Below are 13,709 nucleotides of genomic sequence, written 5' to 3'. Positions count from 1 at the left end.
TAACAAAAAAAAGATGAGGTGAGTTGGATGGCAGTGGATCCTATATGCAAGATGGATGTGGATGAAAAAACAGCCAAATGGGTGAGCGAGTACAGGGGCAAGAAGTACTACTTCTGTGCTCCTGGCTGTAAAAAAACCTTCGAAGAAAACCCTGAAAAATATGCAGAAGAATAAACGTAACTTGGAGGGTTTATAATGGGATTATTAGACTCTGTAGCTAAAAAAGCCACCAAAGAACTTGAAAAACAGGCCAAAGATAAGGGCGGAAAAGAAGTTGAAAAAAGAGCTAAAAAAGAACTTAAAAAGAGGTTCAAAATTTAATTACAGATTTTTAAAAACCTATTTTGAACCTTAAAACCTTTCTAATTTTTATTTTAATATTTTAAACCCTATTTTTTTCTTATTAAAGTTTCCATGCTCCCTCAATTTAATAACCTTCCATTTAAAGATTTTTAAATTATTAAACCTCGTTCAATTATATAATTGGCCCACAGATCCCTGTATCCTTCTTTTTAAACCTCCTTAAATAACAGTGCCTAATACACACTACACTCACCTTTTACATGGAAACTTTTATTACCTTAATAAAAAAAACTCTTAAATAAGTATAGTGCATTACAGTAATTGCCTGGGAGTTGGCATTCTGGAGGATTGCCTGGAGTTTCAATTAAAAGTCATTCCTCCAGTAACCTGAAGTTATTGAATCAAGGTTTGGTGGTGGTAAAATGCATATAAATGATGGTGAAGAGTATTTGGTGTGTGATGACTGCAGAGGTTATTACAAACTTCAAGAGGGAGAATCTCCTGAAGAATTTGAAAACTGCAGGTGCGGAGGTAGTTTGAAGTACTACGGAAACCAAAAAAAAGTTTCTGCAAAGAGATCGAATCCAGAAAAATTGGAATATGTCAATGGAGATCCATTATGCACACGCTGTGGGGCCAAAAACCCCCGAAGTTCCAGATTCTGTTTCAGATGCGGCACACATCTACCAGTACATGAAAAGGGTTCAGCTGGACTCCATGAAATGGAATCTGCAGAAGCGAGAGAAAAAATGAAGGGAGATATAAGATCCTGGGGAAAGGGTCTTATCTTCATTGGCGTGATTCAGATCATTTCCATGGGATTTCTGGATCAGTTCTGGGGAGTTTTATTGATGGTTGCAGGTATTGTATCCTTCAAAGTTGTGCACAGAGTAATGTTCGTGGTGTACGGTACCATAATCTTATTTGCAGGTCTTGGAAACTTACAGGTAGGAGGTTTATTAACTGCATTCAGCATCTTTCAGTTTGTGATTGGTTTTAGACAGTTCCAGAAGTTCATTCAGTGGCGGAAGGTAACGTGACCATGATATCACGTTTTCATTGAGCTCATAATGGCATTTTTGGAAGTTTGGAATTCTTTACATCCCCCATTAAGATGTTCGCAGATCTACGAACAAGAATCTTTATATATTAGTTCGTATACAATCATACTATCGAATTGTTGCTAAACCTAGCATGGGAGTGAGATTATGAAAGCCGAAGATTACTGCAAAAAATGCCCAGAATGCGGGTGTGCTGATAAAAACATTGACATAGTGAAGGTTCCAAAGAAAACCGAGGGTATTCCAGAGGATGTTTTAGAGTCTGCATTAGAATCTGGAAAACTGACCATCATCCGCTGCAGTAACTGCAGACACATATTTGAGTACTCCAAGGATAGGAAGATGGATGTGGAATTTAAAAGGATATGCATCTAATAAAAGAGATTTTTTCCACTATTTAACTTATTTTAGCAGTTCAAATTAGGATATATTAAAAAACCTAGAATCAAGAAATATAGTAGATTTAAACTAATTTTAAACCATTTAACAATGAATTAAACCTTTAACAATAAAAAAAAGAAAATTAAAATTTATTAATACTCAGTAAACATCTTCTTTCATAATTTCCCTGAGCACTGCAGTTGCATAACATCCCTTTGGAATGGAAAACTCCACGAGAACACCTTCTGGAGTTGCAGTTGCTGAAGTGTCCCATATCTTAAACCTCATTGCCCTGCGCAGTCCATGACTTCCAAGTCGGGGTGTTTTTGGGCATTCAAAGTCACTTCGATCAATTCCTTCCTCTGCAAGCACAGATTCTTCCATTTTACCCAGTTCACCATCTGCCAGGGGAACCTTGGTACCGTAGAGTGGAGAAGTTGGATGAGCCTTGAACTCTTTTATATCAGCATCTATGGTTTCTGGGTTGAATTCATGGACTATATGTTCCTCATCATCTATTATTATGTCTCCTTCAACGTATCTGTCTATTCCAAGTTTTGCTCTTTCACTGACTGCCTTGTTGAATAGGTAGGACTGGTAGGCATGTACGAACATTCTTTTAAGGGGTTTGGGAAGGCTTTCAAGTGCTATTTTATAGGCTTCTTCATCAAATTCTCCCCGTTTCTTTCCCTGTTTCATGAGTTCCCTGAGCATCATCTTCTCGTACCTCATGCCTGCAGGCATGCTTTCATAGGCCTCCTGAAACTTTCCTTCATCGTAAAGAGCCCTTGGAGTTTTAATATGATCAGCCTCATCAGGGTAGGGGTTTCCTATGTAGGAGTCCACAGCACCCTTGATATCGTTGTGCACCAGTTCCATTCCAACTTTATGGGTGTTGGGACGGTTTTTACCGAATCTCTGCCAGCCGTAGTAATTGGGAACACCCTTAAGACTGAGTTCAGAGAGTATATCCAGGGCTGTCTGAGCATCTGCCTCTGGATCCTCGGTTTCCCTGATCAAAATTCTGAACTTGTTCCCAACAAGCTGTCCTATCCTTAACTTCTTCTCGTTAGGAACTATTTTAAGTATTTTAACCCCTCTGAGCTTTTCTTCAAGATTTTGAAGTTCCTCAGGTTCCACGTTACTCACACAGAGCCACTGCCTTGTGTGGGCTGCTTTGTCCTTCATACCTGCAAATCCAGTTCGCTTACGATTTATATGCAGTTCCCTTGCAATGTCCAGAACAACGTCCAGGGTGTTTCTACCGATTTTATCTATGAATATCCATGTGTTGGGGCCTGTGCCGCTTGGAAGGCTTTCAGGTATTTCTTCCACATAAAAATCCTCGTATTTTGTTCTTATCTTCCCACTAATCCCTTTATTGGATGTGGTATAAGTTTCAGCGTTTAGCATGAGTTTTCTCCCTAATTATCATTTTTATTTATTATTTTTGAAATTAATATAATTTCAAGGCAAAAATGTATTTTTTTCATTTCTTTATGGAACTAAACTTTTCTTTGAACTTCTTACATAAATTAATTCATCAATTTTTTATTTTATTTTTATCTTTTTATTCAAGATTGTTCATTTCTTGTAGAAGTTATCAAATTTACTTTGACCTGTACAATACTAAAGAAAATTTATTTCTTCATGAAAAAATACAAACTTGCTGTATATAAGAAAGATAATCAAATCATTTTTATTAAAAACCTCCAAGATCACATAAGATACCCAACATTATATTAATGCAATAACAACTACTCCCATAAATATCACAACCCTATTCAAGTAAATAGGAGGTTACTAGTATAGGCTATTCAAAGAAAAAAAACTATAGAAAATTGAGCATAAATATGGAAATTATCATTAAAAGAGTGATTAAATTATCCCAATGATATTTCCAATCTCTACTATTGTCAGCTTAAAATGAATTCTACTTAACTTTTTTTAACTGTTGAGCTTTTTTCTTATTCCTGCGCCGAGTATTCCTCCAATTGAGCCAATGATAAAAAGGAATATCAAAGTTAAAATACTTATTATTAAGTTTGCAAGTATAACTAGATCAAGCGATTTTCCAGCATTACTTCTGTAGAGTAAGACCAATAACTGAATAAATGCTCAGCCCAGTTGAGGTTTGAAAATAGAAACCCCAACCAGGACTTTACCATCTCCCCAATTACACTTCCACAATTATTAGCTAAATCATCAATAAAGTATAACAGCATATTTTATTAGATAGATAAATACCTAATACTCCGATTTAAATCAATCACAATGGCGGATCTAAGAAATTTCGAGGATTATCTGGACTAAATACCTTAAAAATCATACCTAAACCAAATATTACAGCTACAATCATGAAAAAAGAGGTCATTATCATATTTGCGTTGTAATTATCAGTTGGAAGTGGCATAGTACCTAATCCCCAACCTTCTGCAAAAAATAGAATTGCTGTTAAAAAATAGAATAATCGCCTGGAAATTGTATTTAATACTAATTCTTGACTTTTAACACGAATTAAAACGAAAATCATGCTGAATGCTAACCCAACCATTCCTAAAGTAAGTATTTGACTTGGATTGTACACAACACTTAAAATACACGCTAAACTTACAAGTATTAGGGCTGCAGGGGTACGCAGATATTCTGTTGGAGTGGCTGTTTTTTTCCTTTCTACAATTTTTTCATCCGGAAAATCTGGAATAGCAATATATTCAAAATTCCCACCACATTCACATTCATCCGGGAAATCTTCGGGGGACTCGTCTTTATGTACTTCATAGTATGCTCCACATTTATTACAAACAAGATAACCCTTAATTGACGGTTTTAAAAATTGTAGTTGATCAACTATTTTATTTAATTCAGAGTTAAGGTAATTTTCTCCATAAACTCTTTTGTCTGCAGACATTAAACCTCCATGAACCGCTCTGGAAATTTCTAAACACGTTTTCTCCCCATTTAAGTATATCCCAACTTTATACCTATACTCAATTGGAAGACGCTTATAAGCCAACGAATCACCAAAACGCGTCTTAACATAAACACCATCTATTTGAGTTCCTTCACCTAAACTGTAACCTCTCTTCCTAAATATGAAATCAATATAATCAGATAACTTTTCAACCGACATGGACCCAAAATCAAATAAATAACTATCTCCAGTCCACTCAAAGGGTACCTCCATTAATTGCAGAACTTCATCAGGATCTAAACCTTTACGTTTAGATTCATTCCTTATTTTAATTTCTATACTAGAAACCATTTGAATGCACCGCCCATTTATTATATTAGTTCCATTATTACAAGACTGTTATTTCTTTTGCAACATCATGTAAGAATAGAAATTTCCTAGATAAACTCACTAATGTTTTGTAAATACAACATAATGCCTAAAGCTTACTCAGATATTTAACCGTTACTGACCATACTCGATAGTATCACATCATTAAATGCTCCGACAACATATTGTATTATATCCTTTATGTCAGATGGTATCGCTATTAATTGCATTGGAGGTAATTCCGCACCAAGATTACCTTCTACAGGATTTGGTAGTAAAAGTAGAGTTAAAGGATTACCTGCTATTAAAGTTCCAAATAATCCACTACCCATATTTTCACTAATAACTGGATTTCCATCACAATAAATACCATTTCCACCATTATTGCTCAATTCATTGCCGAATATTATATTATCTACTGAAGGGAAACGAACTAAAGGGTTAAGCATGCTAAGTATATCTGCTGAAAGATCTCCATGAGCTACAATACCATCTAAAGCATTATGATCAATTGATATGCTGCCAAGGACATGATTTTCCCCAGAAACATATATACCAATCCCTCCGTTGTTATTACATTGACTATAAGTGATATTATTCCCTATACCATTTACATAAATTCCAACCCAATTGTTGTTATTAGCACTATTATAGTCCAGTCGGTTATTATTTCCTTGAACCGCAACTCCACCACCATTAAATGTAAGTATATTATGGGAAACATTTTCAGAATACCCACTCACTGAAATTCCATAACCACTATTATAATTTACATCATAATTTGCCGTAACAGTTGCATAGTTACCATTCACTGCAATACCATTATCATTATTTAGAGAGTTAAGTTTAACCATTATATCTCCTCCATAAACAGAACTTATTGTGGAAATATAATCCAATGCCGCAGGAACAGATACCATCTCCATAACTATATCAGTGAAAAACTCCATTCCACTAACTCCCAACTCACCCATAAATGTACTGTTATTCCATTGCCACTATTATTGGTTATTTTATTGTTTGAGATAGTCACATTTTGTCCAGGTGCATAAATTCCATCGAGACCATTGTTGTAGATATCAAATCCACTAAGATTTATGTTATCCGAAGTCACATAAAGCCCATGACCACCATTATCATGAATAACATTATCACTTGTAATGACTGGTTTTTTTCCAGTAACCTTAATTCCATTGCCAACATTATTAGCAGCAGTATTACCTGTAAGAGTTCCATTATCACCTATAAGTGATATTCCATTGCTGTTTGCCATAGCTGTGTTTCCTGAAACATTAGCATTCTTACCCGTTACAACTACTCCTGCACCTTTATTGTCAAAACCACCACCATAGAGGTAGGAGATTGTTTTGTTGTTACCATTACCGTTCAAGATATTCTCATAGACACGGGCATTATCTCCTATAACTCCTATTCCTGAGCCGCTATCGTCATTACATCCATAATTAGCATATACCGTTGTGTTATCCCCATTATTATTCACGGTGTTTCCTGAAACAGTTGAATTGTCCCCAGAAACGAGTATTCCAGTACTTCCATTAACACTGAAACTTCCCCATAAAGAAAGTTAATAAATTGTTTTTGTAATATAAAACTAAAATGTAAGAGGTAATTAAACTATTCAAAAATAGGATTCAAGCCACTTTTATCTATAAAAATGCTCCTTTTATAAAAAATATTTATGGAACTGGTCCCTTGGTGGGCACTCTTTCTGGTCATGACTTTCCTTTCATAATCTTTCAGCGACGGTCCACCAAACGTTTAGGTCTTCCCCTTACCTTGTAAAATTCAAGACCTTCCTCTGATGTGAAGTTGAAGATGATGTTGAAACTTCCATCTGCATGCGCCTCATGTAGGCCGGGTTTGTATTTTAGGAAGGATTTCAGGAATTTGTCCTCAACCATGTCCCTGTTGCAGTCTGCAACATCCCTACACTCCATGCTGACCCTCATTGTAACCTCCTCATCATCCCCGTACAGAAAAGCTTCGTACTCTCCTGTCAGGTACTCCATGTTATCCCTTTGGAAGACCCCCTGCTCCACATCAACCCTGTTGAAGGGTGAACCTGCAACCCAAACTGTTTCAGCTTCCCTCTGAGGATTTAAAATACGCATATGGGTTCTTCCACAGTCACACTTCCCACGGGTAACAACCACTGTTGTATCGTCTGTGTCGTAGTTTAAAAGAAGGGTTCCTGTTTTTCCTCCAGGAGGTAGAAGTGTTGTAAGGACTATCCTTCCACATTCCCCATCATCCACGAAGTTTTCAAGATGGGGATCGTAGACGTCCAGATGCACAAGGTCTTCAGGTACGTGAAGGCCTGTCTTTTTACTGCACTCCCCACACATGGTTCCCTCTGTACTGCCATAGGTGTTGTAAACTGGTACACCCCACACTTCCTCAACGTAGGCACGTGACTCCTCTGAAAAGCTTTCACCCCCAGCTATAAGTCTTTTTATACTTGATTCTTGAGGATCTATGCCCCCTTCCTCCATTCGGCTTGCAAGTCTCAGGAGCTTGAACACACTGGCAACCACTCCAGTTGGTTCGTAGTTCTTCATTATGCGCACTGGAAATGTGCATTTTCCCTCAGGTATTATTGTCATACCTATTTTCTGGGCTGCAAGTGTCATGGTGTTGGCCCCTACATTCATTCCATAGGATGCACAGACCACAACCCTGTCACCAGATGTGAAGTTCTGGGAAACAAATGCACGGGCGTACTTCTCTGCGTAACGGTTCCAGTCATCCCATGTTAGAAAAAAAGATTTTGGGGTTCCACTGGTTCCACTGGTCTCATGGATGGTAAACACATCCTCCCAATTAGTGGATTTGAATTCAAATTCATCTGTTTCAGGGGGCTGTCTCTCCCTGACAGTTTTACCAGATATTATGGGTAGTTCCCTAAGATCTTCGTGGCTCCTTACATCCTGTGGGTTCACATCATTTTTATGGAACCACTTCCTGTAGAATGAAGAATTCTCGTAGGCATATTTAACTGTGTAATGTATCCTTTCATCCACAAGGGAATCCAGTTCATCCCTCGACATGGTTTCAATTTCTTCCCGAAAGTACTGTACCATATAAACCACCGTCCTGATTTACAAAGAACATGAACAACAAACTTCCTTTATAATTTATTGTACTTCATTCAATAAAATAATAATCCAAATAATGAGAAGGTTCAGATATCTTCAAATCTTAAATGAAAAAAAGGTTTTAGATACCTTCACAAGATCTTCAATGAAATCTGGGCTCTTCTAAAGATTAAGTTCTAAACTTATGATCAGGTGATGGTATGAAACATGAAATCTTCGGTCTGGACTTCAGTGCAGCTGCAGATCCTGGAGAAAAGATATGGATATCCAAGGGGCATTTGAAGAAGGATGAAATTGTTCTTGAGTACACAGAAAGTGCAAAGGCACTCTGGGGAAGTTTAATATCCAAAGAAGATTACTACACGAAAATCCGAGATTTGGTACTTGAAAACCCCTCTGGAGTTTTTGGTATGGATTTTTCATTCAATTTACCAGAAGAGTGCCGGGCCGGGGCCACTTGGAAAGATTTCATCTGCAGCATCCGCAGAAATTTCCTAAATGCCGAAGATTTCAGGGCACACTGCCTAAAAATGACTGGAGGCCGTGAAAAACGTAGAAAGGTTGAGTTGGATATGGGAGCGCCACTTTCACCCTACAACCTCTGGATATACAAACAAACTTACCACGGCATGAGGGATATTCTGTCACCCCTCATGGACTCTGCATCAATAGTACCCTACACAAAAGCCCTCACTGAAAGACCCTGGATTTTGGAGGTTTATCCCGGACTAATTTTGAAGGAAAGGGATCTTTACATCCCATATAAAGGAACCGGACACAATAAATCAACAAAAAGTCAAAATCGGGAATTAATTGTTGATGAGGTAACTTCAAAATCCGTTGATGGTGTTGATTTGAAGGTTGATAAATCATTTATTGCCAAAATGAAGGAAAATTCTGGTGGAGATGCTCTGGACAGTTTCATGGCATTGCTTGTAACTTACAGGTTTTATAAGCAGTTTATAACCAATGAAAAGTTATTTTAGGGGTTAAAAAATTAATAAATGTGAAAATAAGGACGCTATGATATTATTTAAAAAAATAAGAAATAAAAGATTATTTTTGAAAAATTTGAAGATTATAACTGTTCTATATCCCTGTTCCTATTATTTTACTGACCCTCAATGCTGCACAGGATAATAGTCTGGATTCACATCTATTCCACTTTCCGAAGCTATCTTCAAGATTCCCCCTGTATCCTCAAGATCTTCAAGCACAAAATCTGCCCCTGCAGACTCCAGTTCATCCACTGTGAAATCACCAGTTGCCACCCCCACGGTTCTAACGCCGGATTTCTGGCCTGCAAGTATGTCACGGGGAGTGTCACCAACAACAAACACATTTTTCCTGTCAAAAACTCCGTATATATCATCAGCACGTTGAAGGGCGAGTTTTACAACCACATTCCTCTGAGCAGCCTCGTTACCAAAACCACCGAATTTGAAGTATTCCCTGAGACCGACCTTACCCAGTTTAAGCCATGCAATGGGTTCCATGTTACCTGTAACAAGTCCAGTTGGTATACCCATCATTTTAAGGTTTTCAAGGACATTTTTTGCCCCAGCCAGAGGTATGAGATTCTCTTTAAACAGATTGTCCTGGAAGTATGATGCCATTTTATCCATACATTCATTGATACCTGCTTTTATTATTCCCCTGTCCAGATCTTCCTGTGAAAGTATGTTGCAGAGTATCTGAAGGTCAGTCATTCCCTGAAGGTTTTCAACTGATTTTGGGTTTTCTATCCCATAAACATCAAGTACAGCATGTTTCATGGCCATGTAATGGAAATGAGAGCCTACAAGAAGTGTTTTGTCTATATCGAACAGTATTAAATTGTTTGGATGATCCATGAATCCTTATTCTCCTGATCCTATTTTTTAGTTAAAATTCAACTTTCAGATGTTGATGAAACTCAGAGTTTCGATAAAAGGTCTTCAGATGCTTCCTCAGCCATTGAAATCACTTCTGCCTCATCTATGGTGAGAAGTTCCCTGTTTTTCATTAGCATCTCTCCATTGCAGATGACTGTGTCAACATCTGCACCGTTTGCAGAGTAAACAAGGTGAGATACTGGATTTCTCAGCGGGGTTAAACTGGAGGATTTCATATCCACCAGAATGATATCTGCCTTTTTACCAACCTCAATGGTTCCAATTTCATCTTCAAGTCCCAGTGCAGCTGCACCCCCAATTGTTGCCATGTCAAAAACTGATTTTGCAGGCATTACAGTTGGATCAAGGGTTGTGACCTTCTGCAGAAGGGCTGTGATTTTCATCTCCTCAAGGAGGTCCAGGTTGTTGTTGGATGCAGCCCCATCCGTGCCCAGAGACATGCAAACCCCATTTTCAAGCAGTTTTGAGACAGGAGAAACTCCTGATGCCAGTTTCATGTTGCTTGCAGGGTTGTGGGACAGTTTAACACCTCTCTCCTTTATGATGTCCATCTCGCCCTCGTCAAGCCAGACTGCATGGGCTGCAAGGACATCAGGCCCTAAAATCCCGATTTCATCCAGGTACTCAAAGGGTCTTTTCCCATTGGCCTCCATGACATCTTCCACTTCTTTCTTGGTTTCAGAAACGTGAATATGGATCCTGAGGCCCTGCTTATCTGCCTGTTTTCTCACACCTTCAAGAAGTTCCATGGAACATGTGTAGGGAGAGTGGGGTCCGAATGCCACTTTTATCCTGCCGTCTGCAGTGTTGTGGCATTTATCTATTATCCTCTGGGTTTCCTTAAACTCTGCCTTCCTTTTATCTCCATCTCCAAGGTCTATCATCCCATGGGAGAGCGTTCCCCTCATCCCTGCTTTATCAACTGCATCTGCAACGTGGTCCATGAAGAAGTACATGTCGTTGAAACAGGTTGTTCCAGATTTTATCATCTCAGCACAGGCGAGCATTGCACCGGCTTGGCAGTGTTCACCCTGGAGGTTGGCCTCAACTGGCCATATATGATCGTTTAGCCATGTGTCAAGGAGCATATCATCTGCAAGGCCCCTCATGAGGGACATTGAAAGGTGGGTGTGGGTGTTCACAAGTCCTGGTGACAAAACCTTTCCCTCAGCATCTATCACTTCATCAGCATCATTTGAACCTAACTTTGAGTTTGAATAATCTATTTCAGCGATTTTATCATTATCCGTGATCAGTGAACCTTTTTTTATTTCATCACCAATTATTATGGCGTTTTTTATGAGAATGGTTTTTGTTTCCACTTGCAACTCCCCTATCATGAAATTATTAATGAAATTTTAAACTCTTTATAGTTTAATGGAAGAACATAAATATCTACCATTCCTAACTCTATTATGTTACCAAATTGTGGATTCAATTAATTAAGATACAAAACTTTATGAATGAAATAGGAAAATTTGAAGTTCATTGATTTGAGCAAACTTTTCATGCTTTTAAAATGTTTTTATTTAAATATTTTACTTCAGGAGGATTTAAATGCAAATAAGAATAGCCCTACCATCAAAGGGCAGGATCAGCAACCCATCTGTCCAGCTTCTGGGTAAGGCAGGTATTGGTGTGAAAGACACAGCTAACAGGAAGCTCTTCTCAGAGACCTACGATGAAGAGATAAGTGTGATGTTCACACGGGCAGCGGACATCCCGGAATTTGTTGCTGATGGAGCTGCAGACCTTGGAATAACTGGTATGGATCTTATCGAGGAGAATGAAGCAGACGTGGAGATACTGGAGGATCTGAACTTTGGAAGTGCCAAACTCGTTCTTGCAGTTCCAGAAGACTCTTCAATTGAGAGCATATCTGATATAAAGGACGGAGCAGTTGTTGCAACTGAGTTTCCACATTTAACAGAGAAATTCCTCAATGGCAGGGGAATTAATGCTAAGATCGTGGAGTTGAGCGGTTCAACTGAAATTGCACCATTTATCGGTGTTGCAGACATCATATCAGACCTCACAAGTACAGGTACAACCCTTAAAATGAACCACCTCAAGATAATAGGAACCATAATTGAAAGCTCCATAAAACTCATTGCCAATAAAAGGAGTTTCAAGGAAAAGAACGAGAAGGTTGATGCCATAAGAACAGGTATAAAAGGTGTTCTGGACGCTGAAGGTAAGAAGCTGGTGATGATGAACGTTGCAGAGGAGTTCCTTGAAGATGTGAAAATGGCCATGCCCGGACTTACAGGTCCAACAGTATCCAACGTACTTTCAAATAAGGGAGTTATGGCTGTTCATGCAGTTGTGGACGAAAAGGATGTTTTCAACCTTGTTAACGAACTCAAAAAGATAGGTGCACGGGACATACTGGTTGTGCCAATAGAGAGGATCATCTAACCAACCTTTTAAAAAAAAAGGTTGACCAAAAACTCCACTAAAAAAAAAGATTAAAAGACAAATTCCCAAAAAAACCTTCAAAACAACCTTTTAAAAAAAAGGTTGACCAAAAACTCCACTAAAAAAAAGATTAAAAAATAAATTCCCAAAAAAACCTTCAAAACTTCATAGAACTCTCTTAAATTATTATTTTTTAATTTTTTTATAAAAATTTAGGTTTTAATTATAAAATGCAAATGCAGTTCATTCTAAAATTTTATAAAGATCAGCTTTAGGTGTTAAAATGAAACTATTAAGATTCAGAACAGATGGTGTTGAAAAAACAGGACTTCTAAATGAGGATGAAATAACAGAACTCAACTGTTCAATGGTTGATGCCCTTAATGCTTCAGATATCAACGAATTTAAGACAGAAAATTCTTACAATCTCAGTGATGTGGATGTGCTACCCCCAGTATCTCCCTCAAAGGTTGTCTGCGTTGGACTGAACTACAAAGATCATGCAAGGGAACTGGACATGGAACTTCCAGAAGAACCTGTGATATTCATAAAACCCTCAACTGCAGTTACTGGACATCTTGATGATGTCAGATACCCCCCATGTTCAACACAAGTTGATTACGAGGCAGAACTGGGAATAGTGATCAAAAAAGAAGCCCATAATGTTGATAAAGGGGATGCGCCTGATTTTATAGGAGGTTACACAATTTTGAATGATGTAACTGCACGTGACAAACAGCGCAAGGATGTTCAGTGGACCAGGGCCAAAGGCTTCGACACCTTCGCACCAATAGGACCATGTATTGAAACTGAACTCAACCCCGTGGACCAGCACATATCCCTAAGGCTCAACAACGATTTGAAGCAGGATTCAAACACAAAAAACATGATATTCAATGTGTACGAACTGGTTGAGTTCATATCCCATGTTATGACCCTTAATCCCGGTGATGTGATTGGTACGGGAACTGCTCCAGGCGTGGGGCCCATGCAAATAGGAGACACTGTTGAGGTAGAGGTTGAAGGTATTGGTGTGCTGAAAAACTTCATTAAATCCGTTTAATATCATCCACACTTATAACCCTATTAATCTTGTTTTAGAATATTTGGATAATAAAGTAGATAATAGAAAAATGGGATAATTAGCTGATTTTTTTTGATGGAAGTTGTTTTGATAAAAAAAGTATATAAAAAGGTTTTAGGAAAAAGGGGGTTTCATAAACCCATCGTGAGATGAATTTACAAATCCTTA

The 13,709-nt window shown here is 38.1% G+C and carries 14 protein-coding genes; 7 read left to right on the top strand and 7 right to left on the bottom strand.

Going from position 1 to position 13,709, the window contains the following annotated elements; translation table 11 throughout:
* Positions 1-27 precede the first annotated feature (27 nt).
* The 4 genes from J2756_RS06560 to J2756_RS06550 all read left to right on the top strand — a co-directional run bounded on the left by J2756_RS06560 (position 28) and on the right by J2756_RS06550 (position 1,739).
* The gene (locus tag J2756_RS06560) at positions 28-174 is read left to right on the top strand and encodes a YHS domain-containing protein (protein ID WP_209583843.1); all 147 of its coding nucleotides are present in this window, start codon (positions 28-30) and stop codon (positions 172-174) included.
* A 21-nt stretch (positions 175-195) separates the two neighbouring features.
* Positions 196-321: a hypothetical protein gene (locus J2756_RS11645; RefSeq protein ID WP_281063382.1), complete on the top strand. Its 126-nt coding sequence runs from the start codon at positions 196-198 to the stop codon at positions 319-321.
* Positions 322-725: 404 nt separating this feature from the next.
* Positions 726-1,343: a zinc ribbon domain-containing protein gene (locus J2756_RS06555; RefSeq protein WP_209583841.1), complete on the top strand. Its 618-nt coding sequence runs from the start codon at positions 726-728 to the stop codon at positions 1,341-1,343.
* A 168-nt stretch (positions 1,344-1,511) separates the two neighbouring features.
* Positions 1,512-1,739 carry a hypothetical protein gene (locus J2756_RS06550; protein WP_209583838.1) on the top strand — a complete coding sequence of 76 codons (228 nt, stop codon included), beginning with the start codon at positions 1,512-1,514 and terminating at the stop codon, positions 1,737-1,739.
* Positions 1,740-1,904: 165 nt separating this feature from the next.
* On the opposite strand, the gene truD is transcribed toward J2756_RS06550, so the two are convergent.
* From truD to ftsA, 5 genes are all read right to left on the bottom strand, one after another.
* A complete protein-coding gene (truD, locus tag J2756_RS06545) occupies positions 1,905-3,158 on the bottom strand; it encodes a tRNA pseudouridine(13) synthase TruD (protein ID WP_209583837.1) in 1,254 nt (417 codons plus the stop codon).
* A gap of 856 nt (positions 3,159-4,014) precedes the next feature.
* The gene (locus J2756_RS06540; RefSeq protein ID WP_209583835.1) at positions 4,015-5,010 is read right to left on the bottom strand and encodes a hypothetical protein; all 996 of its coding nucleotides are present in this window, start codon (positions 5,008-5,010) and stop codon (positions 4,015-4,017) included.
* 146 nt (positions 5,011-5,156) lie between these two features.
* Positions 5,157-5,978, bottom strand: a complete 822-nt coding sequence (locus J2756_RS06535) for a right-handed parallel beta-helix repeat-containing protein (protein WP_209583832.1) — start codon at positions 5,976-5,978, stop codon at positions 5,157-5,159.
* Entirely contained in the window at positions 5,957-6,529 is a 573-nt protein-coding gene (locus J2756_RS06530) for a right-handed parallel beta-helix repeat-containing protein (protein WP_209583830.1), read from the bottom strand. Before J2756_RS06530 ends, J2756_RS06535 begins: the two co-directional genes overlap by 22 nt.
* A 256-nt stretch (positions 6,530-6,785) precedes the next feature.
* On the bottom strand, positions 6,786-8,129 hold the full coding sequence (gene ftsA, locus J2756_RS06525) for a coenzyme F390 synthetase (protein ID WP_209583828.1): 1,344 nt from the start codon (positions 8,127-8,129) through the stop codon (positions 6,786-6,788).
* 215 nt (positions 8,130-8,344) lie between these two features.
* Here ftsA and J2756_RS06520 point away from each other — a divergent pair, with 215 nt between their 5' ends.
* Positions 8,345-9,130, top strand: coding sequence for a hypothetical protein (locus J2756_RS06520; RefSeq protein ID WP_209583826.1), 786 nt, complete (start codon positions 8,345-8,347; stop codon positions 9,128-9,130).
* A 135-nt stretch (positions 9,131-9,265) separates the two neighbouring features.
* Here the strand turns inward: J2756_RS06520 and J2756_RS06515 are convergent, their stop codons facing one another.
* Together J2756_RS06515 and J2756_RS06510 are read right to left on the bottom strand one after the other, a co-directional pair.
* A complete protein-coding gene (locus tag J2756_RS06515; protein WP_209583824.1) occupies positions 9,266-9,997 on the bottom strand; it encodes an HAD family hydrolase in 732 nt (243 codons plus the stop codon).
* A 62-nt stretch (positions 9,998-10,059) separates the two neighbouring features.
* Positions 10,060-11,361, bottom strand: coding sequence for an amidohydrolase family protein (locus tag J2756_RS06510; protein ID WP_209583822.1), 1,302 nt, complete (start codon positions 11,359-11,361; stop codon positions 10,060-10,062).
* Between the two features lie 235 nt (positions 11,362-11,596).
* On the opposite strand from J2756_RS06510, the gene hisG reads away from it, so the two are divergent.
* Together hisG and J2756_RS06500 are read left to right on the top strand one after the other, a co-directional pair.
* The gene (gene hisG, locus J2756_RS06505; protein WP_209583820.1) at positions 11,597-12,457 is read left to right on the top strand and encodes an ATP phosphoribosyltransferase; all 861 of its coding nucleotides are present in this window, start codon (positions 11,597-11,599) and stop codon (positions 12,455-12,457) included.
* 283 nt (positions 12,458-12,740) lie between these two features.
* Entirely contained in the window at positions 12,741-13,520 is a 780-nt protein-coding gene (locus J2756_RS06500; protein ID WP_209583818.1) for a fumarylacetoacetate hydrolase family protein, read from the top strand.
* Positions 13,521-13,709: the final 189 nt, after the last annotated feature.

The sequence above is a fragment of the Methanobacterium aggregans genome, from assembly GCF_017874455.1.
Taxonomy (GTDB): Archaea; Methanobacteriota; Methanobacteria; order Methanobacteriales; family Methanobacteriaceae; genus Methanobacterium_C; species Methanobacterium_C aggregans.
Note: the sequence above shows the minus strand (reverse complement) of the source record. Positions and strands in the feature narration are given on the sequence as shown.

Bases quoted from the DNA above. Each gene is read 5' to 3' on its own strand.
- J2756_RS11645 (WP_281063382.1), top strand. From the start codon at position 196: ATGGGATTATTAGACTCTGTAGCTAAAAAAGCCACCAAAGAACTTGAA.
- J2756_RS06555 (WP_209583841.1), top strand. From the start codon at position 726: ATGCATATAAATGATGGTGAAGAGTATTTGGTGTGTGATGACTGCAGA.
- J2756_RS06550 (WP_209583838.1), top strand. From the start codon at position 1,512: ATGAAAGCCGAAGATTACTGCAAAAAATGCCCAGAATGCGGGTGTGCT.
- hisG (WP_209583820.1), top strand. From the start codon at position 11,597: ATGCAAATAAGAATAGCCCTACCATCAAAGGGCAGGATCAGCAACCCA.
- J2756_RS06560 (WP_209583843.1), top strand. From the start codon at position 28: ATGGCAGTGGATCCTATATGCAAGATGGATGTGGATGAAAAAACAGCC.
- ftsA (WP_209583828.1), bottom strand. From the start codon at position 8,129: ATGGTACAGTACTTTCGGGAAGAAATTGAAACCATGTCGAGGGATGAA.
- J2756_RS06515 (WP_209583824.1), bottom strand. From the start codon at position 9,997: ATGGATCATCCAAACAATTTAATACTGTTCGATATAGACAAAACACTT.
- J2756_RS06540 (WP_209583835.1), bottom strand. From the start codon at position 5,010: ATGGTTTCTAGTATAGAAATTAAAATAAGGAATGAATCTAAACGTAAA.
- J2756_RS06500 (WP_209583818.1), top strand. From the start codon at position 12,741: ATGAAACTATTAAGATTCAGAACAGATGGTGTTGAAAAAACAGGACTT.
- J2756_RS06535 (WP_209583832.1), bottom strand. From the start codon at position 5,978: ATGGAGTTTTTCACTGATATAGTTATGGAGATGGTATCTGTTCCTGCG.
- truD (WP_209583837.1), bottom strand. From the start codon at position 3,158: ATGCTAAACGCTGAAACTTATACCACATCCAATAAAGGGATTAGTGGG.
- J2756_RS06520 (WP_209583826.1), top strand. From the start codon at position 8,345: ATGAAACATGAAATCTTCGGTCTGGACTTCAGTGCAGCTGCAGATCCT.